The organism is Micromonospora sp. 050-3, from assembly GCF_046549335.1.
GTDB lineage: Bacteria > Actinomycetota > Actinomycetes > Mycobacteriales > Micromonosporaceae > Micromonospora > Micromonospora trifolii.
In genome coordinates this window covers 2,497,675-2,520,901 of sequence record NZ_JAJPVX010000001.1, presented here as the reverse complement: position 1 = coordinate 2,520,901, position 23,227 = coordinate 2,497,675, and the positions used below count along the sequence as shown (strand labels likewise).

At 72.8% G+C, this 23,227-nt stretch carries 23 protein-coding genes and 1 pseudogene; 19 read left to right on the top strand and 5 right to left on the bottom strand.

Translation table 11 applies throughout. The features are described 5' to 3' along the window. Window positions 1-17 precede the first annotated feature (17 nt). The 4 genes and pseudogenes from ACLJOK_RS11435 to ACLJOK_RS11420 all read right to left on the bottom strand — a co-directional run bounded on the left by ACLJOK_RS11435 (window position 18) and on the right by ACLJOK_RS11420 (window position 4,097). Window positions 18-1,136, bottom strand: coding sequence for a hypothetical protein (locus ACLJOK_RS11435; RefSeq protein WP_410818186.1), 1,119 nt, complete (start codon window positions 1,134-1,136; stop codon window positions 18-20). 277 nt (window positions 1,137-1,413) lie between these two features. Beyond that, window positions 1,414-2,763, bottom strand: a complete 1,350-nt coding sequence (locus ACLJOK_RS11430; RefSeq protein ID WP_410818185.1) for an FAD-dependent oxidoreductase — start codon at window positions 2,761-2,763, stop codon at window positions 1,414-1,416. Window positions 2,764-2,884: 121 nt separating this feature from the next. After that, a pseudogene (locus tag ACLJOK_RS11425) lies at window positions 2,885-3,205 on the bottom strand (TcmI family type II polyketide cyclase); the annotation flags it as partial. A gap of 94 nt (window positions 3,206-3,299) precedes the next feature. Further along, window positions 3,300-4,097, bottom strand: coding sequence for an AfsR/SARP family transcriptional regulator (locus tag ACLJOK_RS11420; RefSeq protein ID WP_410818183.1), 798 nt, complete (start codon window positions 4,095-4,097; stop codon window positions 3,300-3,302). Between the two features lie 425 nt (window positions 4,098-4,522). Between ACLJOK_RS11420 and ACLJOK_RS11415 the strand changes: the two genes are divergently transcribed. The 11 genes from ACLJOK_RS11415 to ACLJOK_RS11365 all read left to right on the top strand — a co-directional run bounded on the left by ACLJOK_RS11415 (window position 4,523) and on the right by ACLJOK_RS11365 (window position 15,390). After that, on the top strand, window positions 4,523-4,861 hold the full coding sequence (locus ACLJOK_RS11415; RefSeq protein ID WP_238685782.1) for a TcmI family type II polyketide cyclase: 339 nt from the start codon (window positions 4,523-4,525) through the stop codon (window positions 4,859-4,861). Next, window positions 4,858-6,615, top strand: a complete 1,758-nt coding sequence (locus ACLJOK_RS11410) for an acetyl-CoA carboxylase carboxyltransferase subunit alpha (protein WP_410818181.1) — start codon at window positions 4,858-4,860, stop codon at window positions 6,613-6,615. Before ACLJOK_RS11415 ends, ACLJOK_RS11410 begins: the two co-directional genes overlap by 4 nt. Next, entirely contained in the window at window positions 6,612-7,142 is a 531-nt protein-coding gene (accB, locus tag ACLJOK_RS11405) for an acetyl-CoA carboxylase biotin carboxyl carrier protein (protein ID WP_410818179.1), read from the top strand. The genes ACLJOK_RS11410 and accB overlap by 4 nt, the downstream gene beginning before the upstream one ends. Before the next feature lie 19 nt (window positions 7,143-7,161). Continuing rightward, window positions 7,162-8,589 (top strand): acetyl/propionyl/methylcrotonyl-CoA carboxylase subunit alpha, encoded by a 1,428-nt coding sequence (locus ACLJOK_RS11400; RefSeq protein ID WP_410818178.1) that lies wholly within the window; start codon window positions 7,162-7,164, stop codon window positions 8,587-8,589. After that, window positions 8,589-9,344, top strand: coding sequence for an SRPBCC family protein (locus ACLJOK_RS11395; protein ID WP_410818177.1), 756 nt, complete (start codon window positions 8,589-8,591; stop codon window positions 9,342-9,344). The genes ACLJOK_RS11400 and ACLJOK_RS11395 overlap by 1 nt, the downstream gene beginning before the upstream one ends. Further along, the gene (locus ACLJOK_RS11390) at window positions 9,337-9,741 is read left to right on the top strand and encodes a cupin domain-containing protein (RefSeq protein ID WP_112587250.1); all 405 of its coding nucleotides are present in this window, start codon (window positions 9,337-9,339) and stop codon (window positions 9,739-9,741) included. The genes ACLJOK_RS11395 and ACLJOK_RS11390 overlap by 8 nt, the downstream gene beginning before the upstream one ends. After that, window positions 9,738-11,012 carry a beta-ketoacyl-[acyl-carrier-protein] synthase family protein gene (locus tag ACLJOK_RS11385; protein WP_410818175.1) on the top strand — a complete coding sequence of 425 codons (1,275 nt, stop codon included), beginning with the start codon at window positions 9,738-9,740 and terminating at the stop codon, window positions 11,010-11,012. Before ACLJOK_RS11390 ends, ACLJOK_RS11385 begins: the two co-directional genes overlap by 4 nt. Before the next feature lie 76 nt (window positions 11,013-11,088). Next, window positions 11,089-12,363, top strand: coding sequence for a beta-ketoacyl synthase N-terminal-like domain-containing protein (locus ACLJOK_RS11380; protein ID WP_410818174.1), 1,275 nt, complete (start codon window positions 11,089-11,091; stop codon window positions 12,361-12,363). Further along, the gene (locus tag ACLJOK_RS11375) at window positions 12,360-12,677 is read left to right on the top strand and encodes an antibiotic biosynthesis monooxygenase family protein (RefSeq protein ID WP_091408806.1); all 318 of its coding nucleotides are present in this window, start codon (window positions 12,360-12,362) and stop codon (window positions 12,675-12,677) included. The genes ACLJOK_RS11380 and ACLJOK_RS11375 overlap by 4 nt, the downstream gene beginning before the upstream one ends. 210 nt (window positions 12,678-12,887) lie before the next feature. Beyond that, a complete protein-coding gene (locus ACLJOK_RS11370; protein WP_410818173.1) occupies window positions 12,888-13,715 on the top strand; it encodes a M55 family metallopeptidase in 828 nt (275 codons plus the stop codon). Window positions 13,716-14,001: 286 nt separating this feature from the next. Continuing rightward, the gene (locus ACLJOK_RS11365) at window positions 14,002-15,390 is read left to right on the top strand and encodes a class I adenylate-forming enzyme family protein (RefSeq protein ID WP_410818172.1); all 1,389 of its coding nucleotides are present in this window, start codon (window positions 14,002-14,004) and stop codon (window positions 15,388-15,390) included. On the opposite strand, the gene ACLJOK_RS11360 is transcribed toward ACLJOK_RS11365, so the two are convergent. Continuing rightward, window positions 15,318-16,004 carry a 4'-phosphopantetheinyl transferase family protein gene (locus ACLJOK_RS11360; protein WP_410818170.1) on the bottom strand — a complete coding sequence of 229 codons (687 nt, stop codon included), beginning with the start codon at window positions 16,002-16,004 and terminating at the stop codon, window positions 15,318-15,320. The two genes, ACLJOK_RS11365 and ACLJOK_RS11360, sit on opposite strands and share 73 nt — an antisense overlap. A gap of 15 nt (window positions 16,005-16,019) precedes the next feature. Here ACLJOK_RS11360 and ACLJOK_RS11355 point away from each other — a divergent pair, with 15 nt between their 5' ends. The 8 genes from ACLJOK_RS11355 to ACLJOK_RS11320 all read left to right on the top strand — a co-directional run bounded on the left by ACLJOK_RS11355 (window position 16,020) and on the right by ACLJOK_RS11320 (window position 23,226). Then, complete coding sequence (locus ACLJOK_RS11355; protein ID WP_196922961.1) at window positions 16,020-16,286, top strand: acyl carrier protein; 267 nt, start codon at window positions 16,020-16,022, stop codon at window positions 16,284-16,286. Beyond that, entirely contained in the window at window positions 16,286-16,531 is a 246-nt protein-coding gene (locus ACLJOK_RS11350) for an acyl carrier protein (protein WP_410818168.1), read from the top strand. Before ACLJOK_RS11355 ends, ACLJOK_RS11350 begins: the two co-directional genes overlap by 1 nt. Next, window positions 16,524-17,627 (top strand): beta-ketoacyl synthase N-terminal-like domain-containing protein, encoded by a 1,104-nt coding sequence (locus ACLJOK_RS11345; protein ID WP_410818166.1) that lies wholly within the window; start codon window positions 16,524-16,526, stop codon window positions 17,625-17,627. Before ACLJOK_RS11350 ends, ACLJOK_RS11345 begins: the two co-directional genes overlap by 8 nt. Window positions 17,628-17,788: 161 nt before the next feature. Continuing rightward, a complete protein-coding gene (locus ACLJOK_RS11340; protein WP_410818164.1) occupies window positions 17,789-18,226 on the top strand; it encodes a beta-ketoacyl synthase chain length factor in 438 nt (145 codons plus the stop codon). Beyond that, window positions 18,223-19,839, top strand: coding sequence for a class I adenylate-forming enzyme family protein (locus ACLJOK_RS11335; protein ID WP_410818162.1), 1,617 nt, complete (start codon window positions 18,223-18,225; stop codon window positions 19,837-19,839). The genes ACLJOK_RS11340 and ACLJOK_RS11335 overlap by 4 nt, the downstream gene beginning before the upstream one ends. A 76-nt stretch (window positions 19,840-19,915) precedes the next feature. Then, window positions 19,916-21,154 (top strand): beta-ketoacyl-[acyl-carrier-protein] synthase family protein, encoded by a 1,239-nt coding sequence (locus ACLJOK_RS11330; RefSeq protein WP_410818160.1) that lies wholly within the window; start codon window positions 19,916-19,918, stop codon window positions 21,152-21,154. A gap of 75 nt (window positions 21,155-21,229) precedes the next feature. Further along, on the top strand, window positions 21,230-22,321 hold the full coding sequence (gene hppD, locus ACLJOK_RS11325; RefSeq protein ID WP_410818158.1) for a 4-hydroxyphenylpyruvate dioxygenase: 1,092 nt from the start codon (window positions 21,230-21,232) through the stop codon (window positions 22,319-22,321). Continuing rightward, complete coding sequence (locus ACLJOK_RS11320; RefSeq protein ID WP_410818156.1) at window positions 22,318-23,226, top strand: phytanoyl-CoA dioxygenase family protein; 909 nt, start codon at window positions 22,318-22,320, stop codon at window positions 23,224-23,226. Before hppD ends, ACLJOK_RS11320 begins: the two co-directional genes overlap by 4 nt. Window position 23,227 lies beyond the last annotated feature (1 nt).

Genomic DNA, 23,227 nt, shown 5'->3' with positions numbered 1-23,227 from the left:
GGCTCGGCCGTAGGCGGTCAGGCCTGGTTGCCGTTCGGCAGCACCGAGGCCATCTGGTCGCCGGCGCCGGCGAGCACGCGGGCCTGCTGCGGCCAGCTGGCCAGCCCCGGTGCGGCGCGCAGGCCGGCGGCCCGGATCAGGTCACGCAGTGCCGGTTCATCCAACTCGCCGAGCTGGCCGTACGTGCGCACGCCCGCGTCCTGCAACGCGGCCGCCATCTTCGGCCCGACCCCCTGGATCCGGCGGAAGTCGTCGGCCGGGCCCGTCGGGTCGGCGTCGACGCTGCCGATCGCCGTGTCGGCGGCCGAACGAACCGGAGGGGTAGCGGTGCTGACCGGTCGGACCGGTGGCGTGGCCACCGTCGACCGCTCGGCCTCCGCGGCGGCCTCCGCAGGCTCGGCGTTCACGGAATCGGCGTGCACCGGCTCGGCATCGGACGTACCTGCTGTCGTCAACGCCTCTGCCGGCGTGGCGTCGGCCGCCGTCGCCGTGGTCTCCACGTCGTCGGCCGGGCCGACGGAAACCGGCGCATCGTCGACCGGCGTCGTGTCGGCGGGCGTGGTGTCGGCCGGGGTGGCCGCTCCCGGCGCATCGTCGACCGGCGTCGTGTCGAGCGGTGCCGTGTCGGCGGACGGGAGATCGTCCGCGGGCTGGCGGGGAGCGACCACGGCCGCCGGGGCGGGCTGCTCGTCGACAGTGACCGGCTCGGGGGCCGATTCCACTGCCGGCTCCTGCCGCAGCTCAGCGGCGTCGGACTGCTCGGTGGCCGGTACCGGCGGCGGGTCCTCGGTCAGCGCCATGTCCGCCGGGTCGACGGTGCTCGGAGCGTCGGCCGGCACGGGCACCGGGGTGGGACCGTCCGGTTCGGTCAGCGCGCCGGGCGCGCTGACCGTGTCGACCGGTACCGGCTCGTCGGCGACCGCGGTCGGTGCCGGGTCGACGGCGGCCGCAGGCCGGGCCTCGTCGGTGGTGGCAGCCGGCGTGGGCGTGTTGATCACGGCCAGGCCGGCGACGGGGTCACCATCCACAATCGAATTGCCCTGTACGCCCCGCCGGCCGCGCAACAGCCACCCGGCGGCCAGGCCCAGCAACAGTGCCAGTACCACTATCAGCGAGTGTCCGAAAGACCACGCCACGGCGAACCTCCCTCTCAGCTCGTTGGAAAAGTCACGAGAAAAACTCGCCGCAGCTTCGCACACGCGTATTGCCGACGACAGGCAGGATCGGCCGTCGGCGGTGCGGGTGGGACAGCCACCTCAGCCGGTGCCTGCCGGGTGACACAGCGTCGCCCGATCACGCCAAACCGGACCCGATGAGACCGGGCCGGGCATGGATCGGTCGGCAGAACGCTCCGGACACGATGAGACCCGGGTTCGGCGTGGGAAGCCGAGCCCGGGTCGGGCGATGCGGGGTTCAGTCCCGGTCGCCCTCGTAGGTGTGGAAGTCGTCAACGAACCGGCGACGGAGCCGTGGTACCCGGCTGGTCACTCCGAAGTAGCCGCGCGCGCCGAGCAGCGCGAGCCGACCCACCACCGGTCGGTACATCCGGTCATCACCGCTGGTGCCGCTGCGGTTCAACGATTCGGCGACCCGGGCGAAGCCGTACGGCGCCATCACGGCCTCGTAGTCGGCGACCGCCTGGAGAAGCGTCTTGTCGCCGGCGGTGGCGCGGCTGAGCTGTGCGCAGAGCAGGCGGGCGTCGCGCAGCGCGGTGTTCGCGCCAACGCCCCGACCCGGGGTCATGGTGTGGATGGCGTCGCCGAGCATGGTGACGGTGCTGCTCTTCCAGGGCGGCACCGGCTCGGACGTGGACACTTTGATCGGCAGTGCGCTGGCCGGGTCCGCGTGGGCGAGCAGTTCCCGTAGGTGCGGGTGCCAGTTCGAGGTGAGGTCGAGGGCGACCTGCACCAGGTCCTCGCCGCGGCGTTCCATGATGTCGGCCGGGAACCGGTTGGCCGCACTCCAGATGATCAGGTTGATGTTGTCGGTGGTGGTGTCGTGGGCCAGGCCGGGCCAGCCTCGGAGCAGGGCGGCGTCTGGCTCGCTGACGCCGGGCTTGATGGCGCGTTGGGCGTCCCACTTGAACTCCATGACGTGCAGCACGCCCATCATCCCGCCGACACCGAAGATCAGCGAGATGCCCTGCTGGACCCGCTCCGGAATGAGGCCGCTGGTGTGCGGGGTCAGCGGGATCCGGGTGGCGATGTTGATCGTCCCGGCGTCGCGGGTGACGGCGTGCGGCAGGTACTGGCGGCGTACGGCGGAATGGGTGCCGTCGGCCGCCACCAGCAGGTCGCCGGTGGCGCTGGTGCCGTCGGCGAAGTGCGCGGTGACAGTGCCGTCGTCGCGTTGCTCGTACCTTGTGAAGGTCTTGTCGAAGTGCACCACGTCCTCCAGGCCGGTCAGCAGCACCTGGCGCAGCACCATCCGGGCCACGGAGTGTTCGGTGCGTACCGGGTCGGCGCTCGGCCGCAGCGCGAACGACGCGGTCTGGCGCAGCCCCTGGGTGACGACGTTGAAGTAGTGCGGCGGCCGGGCGCAGGTGGCCAGGAAGGTGGCGAACAGCTCCGGGGGCAGGCACTCCCGCAGCGCCCGGCTACCGGTGGGGCCGATGCCGACCCGGTAGCCGAGCAGCCCTTCGGCGCGGTCGCGGTGTCGTTCGTAGACGGCGACGCTGATCCCGGCGCGGCGCAGGCCGTGCGCCAGGCACAGCCCGCCCGTGCCCGCGCCGATGATCAGGACGTGCGGCGGCGCGGCGAGCATGTCAGCCGGCCGGGTGCGCGGCGGGCGCCTCGGTGCTGGCCGGGCGCGGAGCGGGCGCCTCGGTGCTGGTGGGGCGCGTCGTGGGCACGTCGGTGCTGGTCGGGCGTGCCGTCGGCACCTCGGCTGCGTCCCAGCGGTAGAAGCAGCCGGCGATCGCGTCCCGGGGGGAACGCCAGGTCGGCAGGTACGGCGACGTGTGCGCGGAGAGCCGCTCGTTGACCTGCTGGAAGAGCGGGTGGTTGCGCGCCGCCGCGAGGGCGTCCGGGTCGACGTCGTCGGAGGTCTCCAGCAGGTGTACGCACAGGTCGTGCAGGCAGTACAGGGATCGGTGCGTGACACCGGTCAGGCTGGGGAGTTCGGTGGCGTCGGACTCGGCGAAGATCTGCGCGACGCGACCCTCCGCTCCCGGGATGATCCGGCTGACGATCAGTAGACGACTCATGGGACCCCTTCCGCCGGTGGCCTGCCCGAACCCTCGGGGATCGGTGCCACGTGCACTGTGCGCCCACCGTGCCGCAGCACCTGTCACATCACCGTCACGTACGCCGAGCGGCCGGTGACGGGCGGTCGGTAATGGCCTCGCGGCTGGCCTGGCGGATCGGGGCGAGGGTGTCGTCGAGCAGGGCGGACATGGCGGGGCTCGGCTCCAGCCGCAGCTCCCGGCGCAGCAGGTCCCGGTAGACGTAGAAGGCGTGCACGGCTTCGAAGGCGTTGCCCTCGGCCAGGTGGATGCGGACGACCAGTCGGTGTGGTGTCTCCCGTAACGGCTCGGCGGCCATCGCCTCCAACGCGGCTTCGAGGGCCTCGCCGTGCCGCCCCGCGGCCAGGTGGTGCCCGGCCACCTGTTCCAGCATGTGCAGGCGGAGTTGGCGCAGGCGTTCCCGGTCCAGCAGCACCCAGTCGTCGTACCAGCCGGGCAGGAGGTCGTGCCGCCCGGCGGCGAGCGCCCCGGCCGCGGTGCGCGGGTCGTCGCCGTCCCGGACCCGGGCCGCGGTGCCGACCAGGTCGTCCACGTCGAGCCGGACCGCCGAGCCGAGGCGTACGGTGTCGCTGGCCACTGTCATCGGGCAGCACGGGTCCTGTCGCAGCCGCCACAGGGCGGTACGCAGGGAGGACAGCGCCCGTTCCTCCGACACGTCGGGCCAGAGCAGCCCGGCGAGCTGGCTGCGGGTGGCGCCGGGGCGGAGCCCGATCAGCGCGATCACCCGTTGCAGCCCGCGCGGCACCACGACAGGCACCGCCTCGCGAAGGAGTCGGAAGCCGCCGAGCAGGTGCAGTGAGACGCCCTCCTCGGGCGGGTCTCCGGCGGTCGGCACGGACGGATCAGCGGCCACGGCGGCACCCCCTGCGGAACGCTCGTCCCGACTGTCTGCTGTGTCCCGGATCGGTTGCCCTCGACGCCACTGTCGACCCCGCCGATCGCGGCGTGGCCGGGCGCGGACCCGCCCGCCGAGGCCGCCGGGCTGACCACGCTGAAGATTATCAATAGTGGTCACGTTGCGTCAACGCCAGCGTGGACCTTCTGTTAGTGACAGTCAACCCGAGATCGGTTCTGAACTGCATAAACATTAGCGCTCGCCGTACACCGGGCGCATAGCTGATACACAGGTTGCGTCAACGCAGCGTCACCACCATCCGTCGCTGGCCGACCCGGCGCGGTGACGCCGCCGTGACGAGGATCGGCGCATCGTGTCGGCAGTCGTCCAGTGCGTCCGGGGGCCACCCGTCGCCGGCCGGACGCTGTGGGGGGAGGCCCAGTATGGACCGATCGCTGATCGTCGCGAAGGTGGATCCGACCGCCGAGGAGCGGGTCGCCGAGATCTTCGCCGAGTCGGACGCTACGGAGCTGCCGCGCCTGGTCGGTGTCCGGCACCGCTCGCTGTACCGACTACACGATCTCTACGTCCACCTGCTCGAGACCGCGCAGCCGGCGGAGGGCGCGGTGGAGGCCGCTCGTGACCACCCCGAGTTCATCCGGGTCAGCGACCGTCTACGCCCGTACGTGTCGCCGTACCTGTCGACCTGGCGCTCGCCGCGCGACGCCATGGCGCGGTGTTTCTACCGGTTCGACGCCCCGGACGCCGGGCGGCGGTCGTGACGGCCACCGCGCCGCGCGAAGAGCAGCTCTGGTCTCGCTGCGCGGGCTGCGCCAGCCTGCTCTACCGCAAACGGCTGCGCCGCAACCTCGACGTCTGCCCGGAGTGCGGCGAACATGCCCGACTCGGCGCGCCGGAACGCCTGCGCCAACTGGTCGACCCGGATTCGCAGCGCCTGCTGCCCGACCTGCTGCCGGAGGCGGACCCGCTCGACTTCGTCGACGTGCTGCCGTACCCGCGCCGGCTCACCGGGGCGCGGGCCAGCACGGGTCTGGCCGAGGGGGTCGTCTGCGCCACGGCCACCATCGGCGGGCACCCGGTGGCACTGGCGGTGATGGACTTCCGCTTCCTCGGCGGCAGCCTGGGCTGCGCGGTGGGTGAGCTGATCACCCGGACCGCCGAACGGGCGCTGGACGACCGCACCCCGCTCGTCCTGATCACCGCCTCCGGCGGGGCGCGGATGCAGGAGGGCGCGCTGTCGTTGATGCAGATGGCGACCGTCAGCCAGGCCATCGCCGCGCTACGCGAGGCGGGGCTGCTCACCGTGAGCGTCCTCACCGACCCGACCTACGGCGGGGTGGCCGCCTCGTTCGCCACCAACACCGATCTGGTGCTCGCCGAGAGTGGCGCGCGGATGGGCTTCGCCGGCCCCCGGGTGATCCGTCAGATCACCGGGCGGGCCCTGCCGGAGGGCTTCCAGACCGCCGATTTCCTGCTCCGACACGGGCAGGTCGACATGGTGGTGCAGCGCCGGTCGCTGCGCGGGCGGCTGATGGCGCTGCTCGCCGCGACCCGCGCCGGCCGTCCGGCGCATTCGCCCGTACCCCGGCAGGAGCCGGCGTCGCGCCGCGAGCGCCTCGCCGACGACGGCGCGGCGCTGGCGGACCCGGCGGCCGAGGGAGACGCCGGCACCCCGGGAGCGGGGGACACCCCGGCGGTACGCGACGCGTGGGACACCGTCCGGATGGCGCGGCACCCGGGGCGACCCACCACTCTGGACTACCTGGACTCGGTCTTCGACGGGTTTCTGGAGCTGCACGGCGACCGGCTCGGCGCGGACTGCCCGGCCATCGTGGGTGGGGTGGCCCGGTTGGCCGGCCGGCACGTGATGGTCATCGGTCACCAGAAGGGGCACACCACCGCCGAGCTGGTCGCCCGCAACTTCGGCATGGCCAGCCCGGCCGGGCACCGCAAGGCGCTGCGGCTCATGCGCCTCGCGGCCCGGCTCGGCCTGCCCGTGGTCACCCTGGTGGACACCCCCGGCGCCGATCCCGGGGTGAGCGCCGAGGAGCAGGGCCAGGCGGCTGCCATCGCCGAGAACATCCTCACCCTCACCGTGCTGCCCACACCCGTGCTCGCGGTGATCACCGGTGAGGGGGGCAGCGGCGGCGCGCTGGCGCTGGCGGTGGCCGACCGGGTGCTGATGCTGGAGAACGCCGTCTACTCGGTGATCAGCCCCGAGGGGTGTGCGGCGATCCTCTGGCCGGACCGTTCCGCGGCGCCGCAGGCCGCCCGCGCGTTGCGACTGACAGCGCCCGACCTGCGCCGGCTCGGGGTGGTCGACGAGGTCGTCTCGGAGCCGTCGAGTGCCGCGCACGACGACCCGGCGGAGACCGCCCACCGGTTGCGCGCCGCTCTGCTGGCCAACCTCCTGCCGCTGCTGGACGTGCCGCCGGCCATGCTGGTCCGCCTGCGCCGGCAACGTTTCCGACGGTTCGGCGCGAACCGCGTCGGCGCTCGGGCGGGCCTGCGATGACCGCCGGCGATCGCGCGCTGTCGACAGTCGACGCGTCCGACGACCTGGGGGTGGACGGCGAGGAGGCACTGGCCGGGCTGCGCCGGCAGGCGCAACACCTGATTGCCGAGCTGGCCGGGCCGGTGCGCCGGATCCGGCTGCGCAGCGGGCCGGCGGTGCTGGAGGTCGAGTGGCACCCCGAGGACGCGACCCGACCGGACGTACCCCTGCCCCGGGTCGAGGCGGCACCGGCGGTCGTGCCGGCGCCCGGCGCCGCACCCGCGGTGCTCCGGCCACCGGTGCCCGGGCGCGCCGCGGTGCGGGCACCGATCGTCGGCACCTTCTACCGTGCGCCGGAGCCCGGCGCGCGGCCGTTCGTCGCGGTGGGCGACCTGGTCCGCCCGGGCCAGCCGGTCGCCATCGTCGAGGCGATGAAACTGATGAACGAGGTGACCGCCGACCGGGCCGGCCGGGTGGCCGCGATCCTCGTCGAGGACGGCCAGCCGGTCGAGTACGACCAGCCGCTCGTCGAACTGGACCCGGCATGACGGCGCGGAGTGGTTGACCATGTTCGAGACCGTGCTGATCGCCAACCGGGGCGAGATCGCGCTGCGGGTGCTGCGCGCCTGCAAGGAGCTCGGCGTGCGAACGGCGGTGGTCTACTCCGCCGCCGACGCCGACTCTGCGGTGGTCCGCCTCGCCGACCAGGCCGTCCGGATCGGACCGGCGTCGAGTCGACGCAGCTACCTCAATGCCGCCGCCATCGTGGAGGCGGCCCGGCAGGTGGGCGCGCAGGCCGTGCACCCCGGCTACGGCTTCCTCTCCGAGGACGCCGACTTCGCCGAGATCTGCGCCGACAACGGGCTGACGTTCATCGGCCCGCCACCGGCGGTGATGGCCGCGCTGGCCGACAAGTCCTCGGCACGGGCGCTGATGAGCCGCGCCGGCCTGCCGCTGTCGCCGGGCAGTGTCGCGCCGGTGCCGACCGCCGCCGCGGCGGCAGAGGTGGCCGAGGCCGTCGGCTACCCGGTGATCGTGAAGGCCGCCGCCGGGGGCGGGGGCCGGGGGATGACAGTGGTGCACACCCCGGGGGAGCTGCGCCAGGCGTACACCCGGACCCGGGCCGCCGCGCAGGCCGCCTTCGGCGACGACCGGGTATACGTCGAGCGCTACCTCACCGAGGCCCGGCACGTCGAGGTGCAGGTGCTCTGCGACGCCCACGGCAACGGGGTGCACCTGGGCACCCGGGACTGCTCGGTGCAGCGCCGGCACCAGAAACTCCTCGAGGAGGCGCCCGCTCCGGCGCTGCCCGCCGCCGTTCTCGACACCATCGCCGAGACCGCCCTGCGGGGTGCGCTCCAGGTCGGTTTCGTCGGTGCCGGCACGTTGGAGTTCCTGGTCGACGCCGAGGAGAAGTTCCACTTCCTGGAGATCAACTGCCGGATCCAGGTGGAGCATCCGGTGACCGAGATGGTCACCGGCATCGACCTGGTGCACGAGCAGTTGCACATCGCCGCCGGGGTGCCGCTGCGGTGGCGGCAGGAGGAGATCCGCCTGCACGGCGTCGCGGTGGAGTGTCGGGTCAACACCGAGGACCCCGCGCGCGGCTTCGCCCCCACCCCCGGCCGGTTGGAGCGGTTCACCCCACCCGGCGGCCCGTTCACCCGGGTGGACACCCACGCCAGCGCCGGTTACGTGGTCGGCCCCTGGTACGACTCACTGCTGGCCAAGGTGATCGTCTGGGCGCCCGACCGGGAGTTGGCCCTCAACCGGCTGGAACGTGCCCTGGACGAGTTCGACATCGCCGGTCCGGGCGTGCACACCACCATCCCGTTCGTCCGGCGGGTGCTCGACGACGCCGCATTCCGCAAGGGCCGTTACACCACCGGCCTTGTCGACCGTCTGCTCGCCGCCCCCGTGCGGGGGCCGGCGGCCACCCCCGCACCGCGCACCGCGCCCGCCGCAGATCCCGACGCAACCCACAGGAGGACCTGATGACCGTCACCCATGGTCGACCGATGACCGCCGAGATCACCGACATCCTGGTGGCGCACTGCGGGCTGGACGCCGACGCCGCGGCCCGGGCGCCCGCCGCGTCGCTGGAGGAGCTGGGCATGGACTCGCTCGCCCTGCTGGAACTGTCGGCGGTCGTCGCCGACCGCTGGCAGGTGAGCATCCCCGAGCAGGCCGGGCAGTTGAGCATCCCGGCGGTGGCCGACCTGGTCGCCCGCCGCGCCGACCCGCCCGGGCACACCGAGAACAGCGTGGTCATCGACGCGCCGCTGGGGCTGGTCTGGGAGGTCACCAACGACGTGGCGAACTGGACCGAGCTGTTCACCGAGTACGCCGTGGTGGAGATCCTGCACCGCGAAGGGCACACGGTGCGGTTCCGCCTCACCATGTACCCCGACGAGAACGGGGTGTCCTGGAGCTGGGTCAGCGAGCGCACCGCCGACCCGGTGAGCAGGCAGGTCCGGGCGCACCGGGTGGAGACCGGACCGTTCGAGTACATGCGCATCCACTGGCGCTACACCGAGGAGGCCGGTGGCACCCGGATGACCTGGACGCAGGACTTCGCGATGAAGCCGACAGCGCCGGTCGACAACGCCGCGATGACCGAGCGGATCAACACCAACAGCGTGATCCAACTCGCGGTGATCAAGGACCGGGTGGAGCGGACCGCCTGGCAGCGCGCCGACCAGGGCAGCCCGACCGCCAGCGACGCACCGACGGAGGCCGACGATGAGTGACCTGAGCACCCGCCCGATCGCCGCCCGGGACGTACCCGCCGACCGCCGGCGCGGCGGTGAGCTGCGGGTGCTGCTCGGCCCTCGCACCGTCGGCAGCACCTCGGGTTTCCTCGGGGTGGCCACGCTCGAGCCGGGGGAGCGGATCGCCGAGCACTACCACCCGTACAGCGAGGAGTTCCTGTACCTGGTCCGGGGCGCGATCACCGTGGACCTGGACGACCAGCCGACGCTGCTGGCCGCCGGCGAAGGGCTTTTCGTACCGGTGAACGTGCGGCACCGCCTGCGCAACACCGGCGTCGAACCGGCCGAGGTGGTCTTCCACCTGGGCCCGCTCGCCCCCCGGCCCGAACTGGGTCACGTCGACACCGAGCTTGTCGAACAGCGGGGCGGGTCATGACGGGGCGCCGCACGGTGGTGACCGGGATTGGGGTGGTCGCCCCGGGCGGCGCCAGCCGGGACCGCTTCTGGAAGACCATCACCGAGGGGCGGACCGCCACCCGTCGGATCAGTTTCTTCGACCCGTCGGCGTTCCGGTCGCAGATCGCGGCGGAGTGCGACTTCGACCCGGTCGCGGCGGGGCTGAGCGAGGCCGAACTGCGGCGGGCCGACCGGTACGTGCAGTTCGCGCTGGCCTGCTCCGCCGAGGCGGTGGCCGACGCCCAGTTGGTGCTCACCGACGCGGAGCGGGACCGGGCCGGGGTGGTGTTGGGCACGGCGGTGGGCGGCACGATGGCGTTGGAGCAGGAGTACGTCACAGTGAGCGAGCACGGCCGGCGTTGGCTGGTGGACGGGGCGCGCGGTGGCCCGTACCTCTATCAGGCGCTGGTGCCCAGCAGCCTCGCGGCGGACGTGGCCTGCCGGCACGGGTTGCACGGCCCGGCGCAGGTGGTGTCCACCGGCTGCACCTCCGGCATCGACGCCATCGGGTACGCCCACCAGATGATTGTGGACGGTGAGGCGGACGTGATGCTGGCCGGCGCGTCCGACTCGCCGATCTCGCCGGTCACTGTCGCCTCGTTCGACGCGATCAAGGCGACCAGCCCGGACAACGACGACCCGGCACACGCCTCCCGCCCGTTCGACGCCGACCGGCACGGGTTCGTGCTGGCCGAGGGCGGGGCGGTGCTGGTGCTGGAGGAGGCCGGGCACGCCCGGCGGCGGGGAGCGCACATCTACTGCGAGGTGGCCGGCTACGCCAGCCGCAGCAACGGCTTCCACATGACCGGGCTACGGCCGGACGGGCTGGAAATGGGCCTCGCCGTCACCGACGCGCTCCGGCAGGGCCGGATCCTGCCCGAGCAGGTCTCCTACATCAGCGCGCACGGCTCGGGCACCCGGCAGAACGACCGACACGAGACGGCCGCGTTCAAGCGGGCGCTGGGCCAGGCCGCCTACCGGATACCCATCAGCTCGATCAAGTCGATGGTCGGGCACTCGCTCGGCGCGATCGGGTCGATCGAGATGGCCGCGTGCGCCCTCGCCATCGAGTTCGGTGTGGTGCCGCCGACGGCGAACTGGAGCACCCGGGACCCCGAGTGCGACCTGGACTACGTACCCAACGAGGCGCGGGAGGTGCCGGTGGACGTGGCCCTCTCGGTGGGCAGCGGGTTCGGCGGTTTCCAGTCGGCGATGGTCTTCCGTCGGATGCTCGGCGCGGTGGCGACGTGAGTGAGCGTAGCGAGCGAGCCATCAGGCACAGCAGCGTGGCGTCTCGCGCCGGCGCGGAGCGAAGCGGAGTGCTGGCGTGAGCGCCGCTCCGCACAGTGGCGGCGCGACGGCCCGGGCGGTGGTGACCGGCATCGGGGTGGTCGCACCGAGCGGCATCGGCGCGGACGCGCACTGGCGCACGGTCCTCGCCGGCACCCGCCGGACCGGCCCGATCACGTTGTTCGACCCGGCGGGCTATCCGACCCGCTTCGGCGGGGAGGTGCCCGGCTTCACCGCCGACTCCTACGCCGACAGTCGACAACTGGTGCAGACCGACAGGTGGACGCACCTCGGTTTCGCCGCCACCCGGCTGGCGCTGGCCGACGCCGGCCTGCCCGAGCGGGCCCCCGACCCGTACGGCTACGCGGTGACTCTGGCCAGCTCGTCCGGGGGCAACCTGTTCGGTCAGCGGGAGCTGCAACGGCTGTGGGGTGGCACGTCCCGGACGGTCGGGGCGTACCAGTCGATCGCCTGGTTCTACGCGGCCAGCGTCGGGCAGCTCTCCATCCACCACCAGTTCAAGGGTCCGAGCGGAGTGCTGGTCGCGGAGTCGGCCGGCGGGCTGGACAGCCTGGCGCACGCCGCCCGCGCGGTGCGCCGGGGCACCCCGGTCGTGATCGCCGGGGCCACCGAGTGCCCGTTGAGCCCGTACGCGCTGGCCTGCCAACTGCGCTCGGGGCTGCTCAGTGACGTCGCCGACCCGGAGCGGGCGTACCGGCCGTTCGACGCCACTGCCAGCGGCTACCTGCCGGCCGAGGGTGGAGCGGTGTTCGTGGTGGAGGAGCTGGGGCACGCCCTGGCCCGGGGCGCCCGGGTCTACGGCGAGGTGAGCGGCTGGGGCTCCACCCACGACGCCGCGCACACCACGGCGGAGAGCACCGGCGACCCGGCTCAGTACGCGCGGGCGATGCGCCTGGCCCTGGACCGGGCGGGCGTCGCCGCGGCCGGAATCGACGTGGTGCTGCCCGACGCGCTGGGTGTGCCCCGCTACGACCGCAGCGAGGCCGAGGCGCTGCGTGCCGTGTTCGCCGACCGGCCGCCCCCGGTGACCACGCAGAAACCGCTGACCGGTCGGGCGTACCAGGGCGGTTCGGCGTTGGACGTGGCCACCGCGCTGCTCGCCTTCGCCCACGACACGTTGCCAGCGTCGGCGGGTCCGGACGAGGTGGCCGAGGGGTGCGAGCTGGACTTCCTGCGGGAGCACCGGCGACCGCGCAGCCGACTCGCCCTGATCTGCGCGCGGGGCTTCGACGGGTTCAACAGCGCGCTGGTCCTGCGCGGGGCCGCGCCGATGAGGGGAGAGGCGTCATGAGCGACAAACGAGCCCGGGTGGTCTTTCTGGTACGGGTGCCGGTGCCGCGCACCGAGCAGTTCCTCGCCGCGTACGAGGAGGTGCGGCACCTGGTCGCCGGCGGTGTGCCGGGGCACCTGGTCGACCAGGTGTGCCGGTCGTCGACCGACCCGGAGCAGTGGTTGATCACCAGTGAGTGGGCGAGCCTGGCCGACTTCGAAGAGTGGGAACGCAGCCCGGAGCACCGGGACCTGGTGCGCCCGATGCGGGAGTGCTTCACCGACGCCCGCTCGCTGCGCTTCCACATCCACGCCCAAACCCCGGCCCTAGCCTGACGAACCGCGCCGCCCCCGCCCCGCCCCGCCGTCGATCATGGAGTTGTGGCGGGGGACAAGTGCCCCTTACCGCGACGATCCAGGCACCACAACTCCATGATCGACGGCTTCCTTCCCGACGACGACCGAAACTGCGAGATCGGCCCTGTGGGACGGGCTGCGCCGCGCGGGGGTCGACATTGTCTCGGGAGCGCGTAGGGTCCTGGAGCCATGAAGGTGCTGATCTCGGTAGACCTGGAAGGCATCTCGGGGATCGTGCACCCCACCGAGACGAATCCGGATCGGTACGACTACGAGCGCGGCCGGGCGTTGATGACGGCCGAGGCGAACGCGGTGATCGCCGGGGTCCTCGATGCCGAGCCCGACGCTGTGGTGTGGGTCGCCGACGCGCACGGGACGTTTCGGAACATCCTGCCGGAGGACCTCGACCGGCGTGCTCGCCTCGTGCGAGGCAAACCCCGCCCGCTGGGCATGCTCGCGGGGCTGGACGAGCACACGGATGCCGTTCTGCTCATCGGCTATCACGCTCGAGCCGGTGCCGGGCCAGCCGTGCTGGCCCACACGATGAGTGACGCCGTCCTCGACGTGCGGGTGGCCGGCCGATCGTTGGGCGAGATCGGCCTCAACGTCGCCATGGCGGGGCACCTGGACGCGCCCGTCGTCCTGCTCAGCGGAGACGACACCGCCTGCGCCGAATTCAGTGAGCTGGTGCCCTCGGCAGTCACCGTCGCCGTCAAGCAGACCCTGGGGCAGGCCGCCGCGGTGGCGCTGCATCCGCAGGAGGCACGGGATCGGCTGCGCCGCGCTGCCGCCGACGCGATCGCCCGGCGCGCCTCGATCCCCCCGGAGGCGATGGCCGGGCCGTTGGACGTCGAGGTCGACCTGTACGGCCCGTACATGGTCGACCTCGCCACGCTGGTGCCGGGTGTGACCCGCGTCGGCGGCGGCCGGACGGTCGCCTTCCACGCCGCCGACGTCGCCGAGGCATACCGGCTGGTTCAGCTGCTCGTCCAACTCGCCAGCATCAAACCGAGCTAGCGCCCGAGGATCGTCGGGCTCACCCGGCGACCGCGACGCCATCGGCCGTCCGGTTGGGGCCATGCGACGCTTGTACGAGGCGTCATGCCTCGGTGACGCTCTGCCAGATCTCCCGCCCGATCCTGTCGGCCGAACGGGCTGTCGGCAATCCGGCTGGCCGCTTCTTTTGATCCATCCATTCGCATCTAGCAATGGCCCTGTGGGCGTCGTATGGTTCCCCGCAGCACCCCAACAAGCGTACGTGATGGGCGGATTCGCCCTCTTTCATGCTGGGCGGTGAACGGCAATGACGGCAGAAGATCCTACGGCGACCGACCCGGGATGGGTGGACGAAGTCCTGTTTGCCGGCCACCCGACCGACGTTTGTCTCCGTCTGCCCGAGCCCGTCGACCGGGCCACCCTGCACCGGCTGGTCACCGCCGCGCAGGACCGGCTCACCGCCGCCGGACTGCGCCCCGGTGGCGCCGCGGCGCTGCGGTTGCCGCCGTCCCTGGCGTACGTGGTGAACCTGCTGGCCACCTGGCGCGCCGGGGGACAGGCGATCCTGCTCGACCACCGGCTCACCGACCACGAGGTGGACCGGGCGCTTGCCCGGCTGACCCCGCAGGTGGTGGTCGCCCCGTTGCGGACCGGTGGCGGCGCGCTGAAGATCTTCGTCGACGTCACCGAGGGCGTCACCCGGTACGCCGACCGTCCGGCGGTCAGCGGCCACGCCGTGATCCAGCTCAGCTCCGGCTCCACCGGCCCGTCCAAGGTGATCGGCCGCACCGCCGCCGACCTGGTCGCCGAGGTGCACCGCTACACCCGGATCGACGGGGTCGCGCTGCCCGGCGAGCGGATCATCCTGCTGCCCTCGATGGTGCACGTGCTCGGCCTGGTCGGCGGCCTGCTCTACGGGCTGCACGCCGGGGTCGAGCTGGTTCCGCCGGAGCGGCTCAGCGGCGACGCCGTGCTGGCCGCGATCAGTGCCGGCACCACACCGGCCACCGTGCTCGGAGTGCCGTTCCACATCGGACTGCTCGCCTCCACCCGCCCGACCGGTCCGCTCCCGCAGCTGCGCCGGATGACCACCGGAGGCGAGCTGGTGCCGGCCGCCGTCGCCCGGGCGTTCACCGACCGGTACGGGGTGCCCCTGGGCAACATGTACGGGATGACCGAGGTCGGGGTGATCGGCACCGACCTGCACGGCGCGCACCGACCGTCGATCGCCCCGGCGCCCGGCATCGACGTCCGCGAGTCCGGCGGTGAGCTGTGGGTGTCCTGCCCGGCCTCGCCGTACGTCGGACCGAGCGACCCGACCCGCTGGTCCGACGGTTGGCTGCACACCCGTGATGCCGGCACCGTCGATCAGGACACCGGCCTGGTCACGGTGCGAGGTCGACTCGACTCGCAGGTCTCCGTCGGCGGAATGAAGGTCGACCTGACCGAGGTGGAGGCCACAGTCGCCGAGTTGACCGGGGTGGCCGCCGCGGTGGTGGTCTGGGACGACGGCATCACCGCCTACGTCCAACCCGACGGCCCGCTGTCAGAGGAGACGCTGGACAAGCTCCTCGCCGAGCGGTTGGCCGGCTACAAACGGCCCCGAGCGCTGCACCTGCTCGATCAGTTGCCCCGTACCACCACCGGCAAGCTGGTCCGCTCGACCGACGCGCTGCGCTCGGCGGTCACCCCGTGACCGGGCCGCTGCACCACCTCGACGTCGACCTGCGCGCTCGCCCGCGCGGCGACCGCCAGGACGAGGCCCCCGCCCAACTGCGGGTGACCGACCCACAGGGGCTCGGCGCCGGGCACCGGTCGCAACGGCAGCCCCGGCACCGGCATCAACCGGCGCAGCCCGCCGTTGCGCAACCCCCGCCCGAGCGCCTTACCGACAGCTTCCTTGGCGGTCCACAGCCGCAGGAAGTCCACCGTCCGGCCGGCCTCGGGCCGATTGCCCAACCAGGCCAGCTCGGCGGGCGGGAACCAGCGGCGGGCCAGCGCGAGCGCCGGCAGCGGACGGATCCGCTCCACGTCCACCCCTACCGCGCCGGCCCGACGGGCGGCGACCACCACCAGCCCGGCGGTGCGGCTGACGCTGACCGCCAGCTCGACCGACCCGGTCACCTCGTCGACCCGCACGACCGGCCGTCCTTCGCGGTCGTGCGTCAGCACCAGCTCGGTCTCCGGGCGACCGAGCAGCAGGGCACCCGCCCGCCGCAACAGCACAGCGGCCGGATCCGGCTGACCGCCGGTGTCCCGACCGACCCACACGTAGGCGGTGTCCCGACCGGACGCCGTCAGCTGAGCCACACAGAGAGGTTATCCATGAGAGCCGAGGTCCGCGCCTTCGTCGTCGAGCAGCTCGCCGACATGAACTACGACGTCGAGGGACTCGACGACGACACCACGCTCGGCCCCTCCGGCGTCGACCTGGAGTCTCTCGCCCTGGCCGACCTGTCCGTCCGGGTCGAGGACCGGTACGGCCTGACGTTCGCCGACGACGAGTCGGAGCAGCTTGCCCTCATGACGGTCGGCGAGTTCACCACAATGGTCGCCAATCGCGTCACCGAGGCGACGAGCGACAAAGCCTGATGAGCGGTCAGCCCGATCTGGGGCGAGCTGACCTGATGACCATGCTCGCCGAACTCACCGCGAAACCGGCTGCTGACGTGTCCGACCGGATCGGCTCGATGGAGCTTGCCTGGCTGGTGCACCTCGTCGAGCAGCGCTACGAACGCCGGCTCGACATCACCGACGACGAGCTGGCCGGCATCCGCACCGTCGACGACGCCCTGCTGGTGTTCCGGGCGTCGCTGACCGCCTCCGCAGATGGTTGAGGCGCGGGTCGCCCAGCTCACCGGTGTGCACGCGGTCAGCGCCCTGGGGCGGGGCGCCGAAGCGCAGCTTGCCGGTGTGCTGGCCGGGGTGCCGGCGTTCGGACCGGTGGGCCGATTCGACACCGCCGCCCGCCGGGTCACCGTGGCAGCCACCCTGTCCGAGGTCGGTACGCTTCCCGACGAGCTGGCCGCCGCGATCGACGCGGCCTGTCGGGCGGCCGGTCTGGACCGCGCGCAGCGCGCCGGCTGCACCCTGCTGCTCGCCGTGCACGGCGGCCCGGCCGTGGGCCCGACGCCGGCCGTGCTCGCCGGTCAGCTCGCCACCCGATGTGGACTGTCGGGTCACACCCGGGTCTACACCAGCGCCTGCGTGTCGGCGAGCACGGCGGTGGCCGACGCCGCCGCCCGGATCACCCGGGGTGACGTCGAGCGTGTGGTGGTAGCGGCCGGCTACCTGGTGGAACCGGACCAGTTCGCGCTCTTCGACGCCGGTCGCGCCCTCGCGGTCGACGGGGCGGTCCGCCCATTCAGCGCTGGCCGCCGGGGGTTGCTGCTGGGCGACGGCGTGGCCGCGGTGGTGCTGGAATCGAGCACCGGCCGACGACGCGGTGTCGATCCGGTGGCCACCGTGGCCGGTTGGGGGCGGGGCGGTGACGCGTTCCATCCCTGCCAGCCGGAGCCCGGCGGCACCGGGCTGGCCCGCGCGGTCGACGGCGCGCTGCGCCGGGCCGGGCTGCCACCGCAGTCCGTCGGCTACGTCAACGCCAACGCCACCGGTACCGCGCAGAGCGACACCGCCGAGGCGGCCGCCCTGCGCCGGGCCCTCGGCGGGCATGCCAACCGGGTCCCGGTCAGCTCCACGAAGTCGGTGCACGGGCACGCGCTGGAGGCGTCCGGGTTGCTCGAGCTGGTGGTCACCGCGCTCGCGCTGCGCCACGGCGAACTGCCGGTCAACGCCGGCTGGCTGGGCCGAGACGACTCCTGCCCCCTGAACGTGGTGACGAACCGTCCCCACAAGACGGAAGCCACCCACGCCCTGACCCTCAACGCCGCCTTCGGCGGCGCCAACACCGCTCTCCTGGTCGGCGTCGGATGACCGCCCCCCACTCCCCGCGATCGTGCACTTTCTGCCCCGACGAATCCGACCAATCACCCAAACCGACGACCGAAACCGCAAGATCACCGGGGGAGAGGGCCGGGGAGAGGGCTTGGGCCTTTTGGCCTGAGGGTGGGGACGTTGACGGCACGGTCGCGGGGGTGCCGGGGTTTGTGCACTCGGACTTCGCGCCGGTGGTGGTTGCCGTCGCCGAGCGGTGTCTACGGCGGGGGTACGGGTCGGCGGGAGTGCCCGCCGGGGTGCGGACGGGGATCGTGCTGGTCAGCGCCAGCGGTGATCACGCCAGCGCCCGGCACGTACGGGCGACAGTCGAGGCCGGCGGGCGGATCGGCCCACTGTTCTTCTTCCAGTCCGTGCCCAACAGCGTCGCCGGGCACATCGCGGCCCGCTGGGACCTGCGCGGCCCGGTGGTCTGCCTCAGCCCGACCGGCGACCCGTACACCGACGGCGTCGACGAGGCCGACCTGCTGCGCGACGACGGCGACGCCGACGAGGTGTTGCTGATCCTGATCGAACAGGCACCCGACAAGCCGACCGAGGCGGTCGCGGTGCTGCTGGGGGGAGGAGCACGACCATGAGGACACGGGGACTGCGCGGCGCGCTGGCCGCCGACACCGAGCTGGGTGCGGGCAACGTCCTGACCCGGGTACTGGCGCACGGCGCCGACCCGGACGGGCCCGGCCTGACCTTCGACACCGCCGTCGACGGGCACCCCGCCGAGACGCCACTGACGCTGGGGCGGCTCGACGAGCGGGTCGCCGCCCGCGCCGCCTGGCTGCACGAACAAGGGGTACGCCCCCGCGACCCGGTCGCCGTCTGGGCCACCGCCGCCGCCGACATGGTGCTCAGTTTCCTGGCGCTCGCCCGGCTCGGGGCGATCCCGGCGCTGATGAACGGCAAACTCCGCCCGGAGATCGCCGCCGAGTACATCCGCCGCCTGCGGGGCGTCGGTGTGCTGGCCGACGACGCGCACACCGCGTTGCTGGCCGGGCACGACCTGGGCGTACCCCTGCTCGGCACCCCCGCGCAGGCCGGCACGGGCAACCCTGCCGCGGCCCCGGCGCACTACCGGCACCACCCGGACGACCCGATCGTGATCACCCACACCTCCGGAACGACCGGGGTGCCCAAGGCGGTGCTGCACTCGCACGCCAGCCTGTTCGCGGCCACCCGACACCTGCTCACCATGCCGCAGGCGCAGGGCACCACCCGGATCCTCAACGCGCTGCCCGCACCGCACACCGCCACCGTGCTGATGGTCAACCAGGCGCTGGGCAACCGCGCGCAGATGTTCCTGCTCTCCGAGCAGGGCGGCGCGCAGGTGCTGGACGCCATCCAACGCTGGCGCCCCGACGGGGTCTTCGGCTTCTCGGTCACCTGGGCGGAGCTGGCCCGCTTCGACCTGTCCGGGTACGACCTGGACTCGGTGCGGCTGTGGTTCAACACCGGCGACGCCTCGCACGAGCCGCACATCCGCCGCCTCGTCGCGGTCGGTTGGCACGACACCGTCACCCGCGACGGGGTGGCGAAGGTGCCCGGCTCGGTCTTCATCGACGGGCTGGGCTCCAGCGAGATGGGGCACTCGATGTTCCACATCACCCACCGCGCCGACACCGACCGGTACGGCCGCTGCATCGGCCGCCCGTACCAGTTCGCCAAGGTCGCGGTGCTCGACGCCGACGGCGAACCGGTGCCGGTCGGCGAGGTGGGTTTCCTGGGCATCGACTCGCCGTCGCTGTTCCGGGGCTACTGGAACGACTCGGTCACCACCTACCGCTTCCGCCAGCGGGGCTGGTACCTGACCGGTGACCTGGTCCGCGCCGACGCCGACGGCCGCTACTACCACCTGGACCGGGCGGTGGACTCGGTCGACGCCGGTGACGGGCGGCGCTTCTACACAGCGCTGTCCGAGGAGCGCATCCTCGCCGCCTGCCCGGACGTCACCGACTGCACTGTGGTGATCGTCGCCGAGGCCGGCGCGGTCGTCACCGACGTGCTGCTGGAGTTGGCCGCCGGCGCCGACGAGGCCGAGGACCGCACCGAGCGGGTCCGGGCCGCCCTCGGCCCGGACGTCGGCGCCACACTGCGCCGGGTCGTGCCGGTGCGCTCCGCCGACATCCCGGTCACGGTGACTGGCAAGGTCCGCAAGGTGGTCTTGCGCGAGCGCTACCTCACCGAGGCCAGTTCATGAGCGAGCGCAGCGAGCGAATCAGGCGGCTCAGCAGCGATGAGTCTCACACCGCCGTGGAGCGAAGCGGAGCGGCGGCGTGAGCGCGTTGATCACGGGGATGGGTCTGTTCACCCCGGTCGGGCGGGGCGTCGAGGAGACCTTCGACGCGCTGACCAGCGGCCGGTCCGGGCTGACCCGCCCGCCCGAGGGGCACCCGGCGAGCGCGTCACTGGACGTCGCCGGCCTGCTGCCCGACATCGACCCGCGCACCGTCGCGTCCGGGCCGGAGACCCGGGTACTGGACCGGATCGTCGTCCTCGCTCTGCTCGCCGCCGCCGACGCTCTCGCCGACGCCGGCATCGAGGTGGGTCGCGACGTCGACCCCGACCGGATAGGTGTGATCGTCGGTGGGGTCGGCGGGATGGCCACTCTGGAGTCGCAGGTGCTGGCCCGGGCGGCCCGGGGTCGTGCTGCGGTCAGCCCGTACCTGCTCACCGGGATCCTGCCGAACATGCCGGCGGCGCGGATCGCCATCGCGCACGGTATCCGGGGCTACAGCTCGTCGGTCGGCACCGCCTGCGCCTCCGGCGCCCAGGCAATCGCCGACGGGGTGCGGCTCATCGCGACCGGAGAGGTCGACGTGGTGCTCTGCGGGGCCAGCGAGGCGCCGCTCTTCCCGACTTTCGCCGACACCTTCGGCAACGCGCGGGCGTTGGCGCGCGCCGGCACCGACCCGGGCCGGGCGAGTCGACCGTTCGATACCTCCCGCAGCGGGTTCGTCCTGTCCGAGGGGGCCGCGTTGCTGGTGCTGGAACGCGCCGAGCACGCCGCGGCGCGCGGCGCCGTCGGGTACGCCGAGGTGGCCGGCCACGGCGCGACGACGGACGCGTACCACCCGACCGCCCCGCGCCCGGACGGCGCCGGCGCGGCGGCGTGCATCCGCCGGGCGCTGCGCAGCGCCGGTGTGCCGGCGGCGGTGGTCGGCTACGTCAACGCGCACGGCACCGGCACGAAGCTCGGTGACATCGCGGAGACCACCGCCCTGGCCGACGTCTTCGGCGTCGGCGGTGTGCCGGTCAGCTCCACCAAGGCCCTCAGCGGTCACCTGTTGGGGGCCTCCGGGGTGCTGGAGGCGGCGGCCACCGCGCTGGCGCTCGGTCGGGGGCTGCTCCCGCCGACGTACCACCTCGACGATCCGGATCCGGCCTGCCCGGCGGACCACATCCGTGGCACGCCCCGCAAGGCAGACCTGGAGTACGCGGTCACCAACTCGTTCGGGTTCGGCGGCCAGAACGTGAGCCTGCTGCTGGCACGCGTCGCCGAGCCGAGGGGGTGATCGAGGCGGCATTCCGGGCGGGGTGTGCCCGGACGGCAACACAGGGGGAATCGGGTGGGAAGGGTTTCAGGGGACATGGACATCCGTGGTATCGACCACATCGAACTCTACGTGGGGGACGCCCGACAGGCGGCCTTCTACTTCAGCACCGCCGTCGGCTTCGAGATCTGCGGCCAGGGTGGTCCGGAGACCGGGCTGGCGGGGCAGCGCTCGCTGCTGCTCTGCCACGGTGACATCCGGTTGCTGCTCACCTCCGGGTTGAGCGCCGAGCATCCGGCGGCGCGGTACGTGCAACGCCACGGCGACGGCATCGGGGTCGTCGCGGTCGAGGTCGACGACGTGTCGGCCGCGTACGCCGAGCTGGTGGGTCGGGGCGCGACCGGGGTGACGCCGCCGACCACCCACACCGGCGCGGACGCCGAGGTGGTGATCGCCGAGGTGGACGGCTTCGCCGACGTGCGGCACCGGCTGGTGCAGCGCCGGGGCGAGGGGGGCGGATTCCTGCCCGGCGCCATCACCGCGGCGGCGTCCACGACGGACGGTCACCCGCCGGTGCTCGCCGAGATCGACCACCTGGCGGTCTGCGTGCCGCCCGGCCAGCTCGAGGAGACGGTCCGGCACTTCGAGGCGCTGTTCGACTTCGCGCAGATCTTCGAGGAGCACATCGAGGTCGACGGGCAGGGGATGAACTCCAAGGTGGTGCAGAGCCCGTCCAGGCGGGTCACCGTGGTGCTGCTCGAACCGGACCGCACGCGGCGGCCCGGGCAGATCGACGCGTTCCTCGACCAGCACGCCGGTGGGGGAGTGCAGCACCTGGGGCTGCGCACCGACGACATCGTCGGCGCGGTGGAGGCGTTGGGGCGGCGCGGAGTGCGCTTCGCCGGCACCCCCGCCAGCTACTACGACGCTCTGGAGGCGCGGGTCGGTCGGATCGACGCTCCGCTGCACCGGCTGCGCGAGCTGGGTGTGCTTGTCGACTCCGACCACGACGGTCAGCTGTTGCAGATCTTCGCCGAGTCGATGCACGTGCGTCGGACGCTCTTCCTGGAGCTGATCGAGCGGCGCGGCGCGCGGGGCTTCGGCAGCGGCAACATCAAGGCGCTCTACGAGGCCAAGGAGCGGGAGTTGGCCGCCGTGGCGGCCACACCACAGGGGGTGGGGGCGTGAGCTTGACCGCCGAGGAGCGGGCGCTGCTGCCGTCCGACGACGACGTGCGGCACTACGCCGAGCACGGCTGGTACCTGTCGGGGAAGGTGTTCACCGACGACGAGGTGGACGCCCTCGCCGCCGCCACGCAGCGCTACTACGACGGGGAGCGGGACCGCCGGCTGCCGGTACGCCCACCGAAGCTGGCCTACTGGGAGCAGTCCTTGGGCCCGGTGCAGCGGCACAACGACTATGTCCACCACGAACACGACGGGCTCGGCGCGATCCTGCGCAAGCCGCTGCTCGGCGCGGTAGCCGCCCGGCTGGCCCAGGCCGACGAGATCCGGGTCTTCCAGTCCACGCTGATCTACAAGCCGCCGATCTCCGGCGAGCCGAGCAACATCGTGCCCTGGCACTTCGACAAGCACTACTGGGCGTCCTCGTCGTCGGAGAAGATGCTCACCGCCTTCATCCCCTTCCACGACTGCGGGGAGGAGATGGGCACCATCACCATGGTCGACGGCTCGCACCGGTGGAAGGAGATCGGCGCTGACGACACGGTGGTGCGGCACTTCGCCGACCGGGACCGCAGCCAGCTGGAGGAGATGCTGGCCGAGAACGCCGCGTACAACGGCGCGGAGATCCGCAAGATCCCGATGGTGATCCCCAAGGGACATGTGAGCTTCCACCACTGCCGCACCTATCACGGCAGTGGACCCAACGTCAGCGGTCGCCCCCGACAGGCGATCTCGCTGCACCTGCAGGACGGCGACAACGCCTGGCGGGAGTATCCGCTCTCCGACGGCACGCTCGCCGCGTACAACCACGACGTGCTGGTCCGCCGCACCCACGACGGGCGGCCGGACTACGCGGACCCCGACTACTGCCCGATCATCTGGCGCCACCGCGCCCAGCAGGGAGGCTGAC

What these genes read in the sequence shown, in the direction of transcription:
- ACLJOK_RS11345 (WP_410818166.1), top strand. Translation starts at nt 16,524, where the DNA reads ATGGTTGAGGCGCGGGTCGCCCAGCTCACCGGTGTGCACGCGGTCAGC.
- ACLJOK_RS11390 (WP_112587250.1), top strand. Translation starts at nt 9,337, where the DNA reads ATGAGTGACCTGAGCACCCGCCCGATCGCCGCCCGGGACGTACCCGCC.
- ACLJOK_RS11415 (WP_238685782.1), top strand. Translation starts at nt 4,523, where the DNA reads ATGGACCGATCGCTGATCGTCGCGAAGGTGGATCCGACCGCCGAGGAG.
- ACLJOK_RS11365 (WP_410818172.1), top strand. Translation starts at nt 14,002, where the DNA reads ATGACGGCAGAAGATCCTACGGCGACCGACCCGGGATGGGTGGACGAA.
- ACLJOK_RS11335 (WP_410818162.1), top strand. Translation starts at nt 18,223, where the DNA reads ATGAGGACACGGGGACTGCGCGGCGCGCTGGCCGCCGACACCGAGCTG.
- ACLJOK_RS11400 (WP_410818178.1), top strand. Translation starts at nt 7,162, where the DNA reads ATGTTCGAGACCGTGCTGATCGCCAACCGGGGCGAGATCGCGCTGCGG.
- ACLJOK_RS11375 (WP_091408806.1), top strand. Translation starts at nt 12,360, where the DNA reads ATGAGCGACAAACGAGCCCGGGTGGTCTTTCTGGTACGGGTGCCGGTG.
- ACLJOK_RS11385 (WP_410818175.1), top strand. Translation starts at nt 9,738, where the DNA reads ATGACGGGGCGCCGCACGGTGGTGACCGGGATTGGGGTGGTCGCCCCG.
- ACLJOK_RS11370 (WP_410818173.1), top strand. Translation starts at nt 12,888, where the DNA reads ATGAAGGTGCTGATCTCGGTAGACCTGGAAGGCATCTCGGGGATCGTG.
- ACLJOK_RS11355 (WP_196922961.1), top strand. Translation starts at nt 16,020, where the DNA reads ATGAGAGCCGAGGTCCGCGCCTTCGTCGTCGAGCAGCTCGCCGACATG.
- accB (WP_410818179.1), top strand. Translation starts at nt 6,612, where the DNA reads ATGACCGCCGGCGATCGCGCGCTGTCGACAGTCGACGCGTCCGACGAC.
- ACLJOK_RS11350 (WP_410818168.1), top strand. Translation starts at nt 16,286, where the DNA reads ATGAGCGGTCAGCCCGATCTGGGGCGAGCTGACCTGATGACCATGCTC.
- ACLJOK_RS11430 (WP_410818185.1), bottom strand. Translation starts at nt 2,763, where the DNA reads ATGCTCGCCGCGCCGCCGCACGTCCTGATCATCGGCGCGGGCACGGGC.
- ACLJOK_RS11395 (WP_410818177.1), top strand. Translation starts at nt 8,589, where the DNA reads ATGACCGTCACCCATGGTCGACCGATGACCGCCGAGATCACCGACATC.
- hppD (WP_410818158.1), top strand. Translation starts at nt 21,230, where the DNA reads ATGGACATCCGTGGTATCGACCACATCGAACTCTACGTGGGGGACGCC.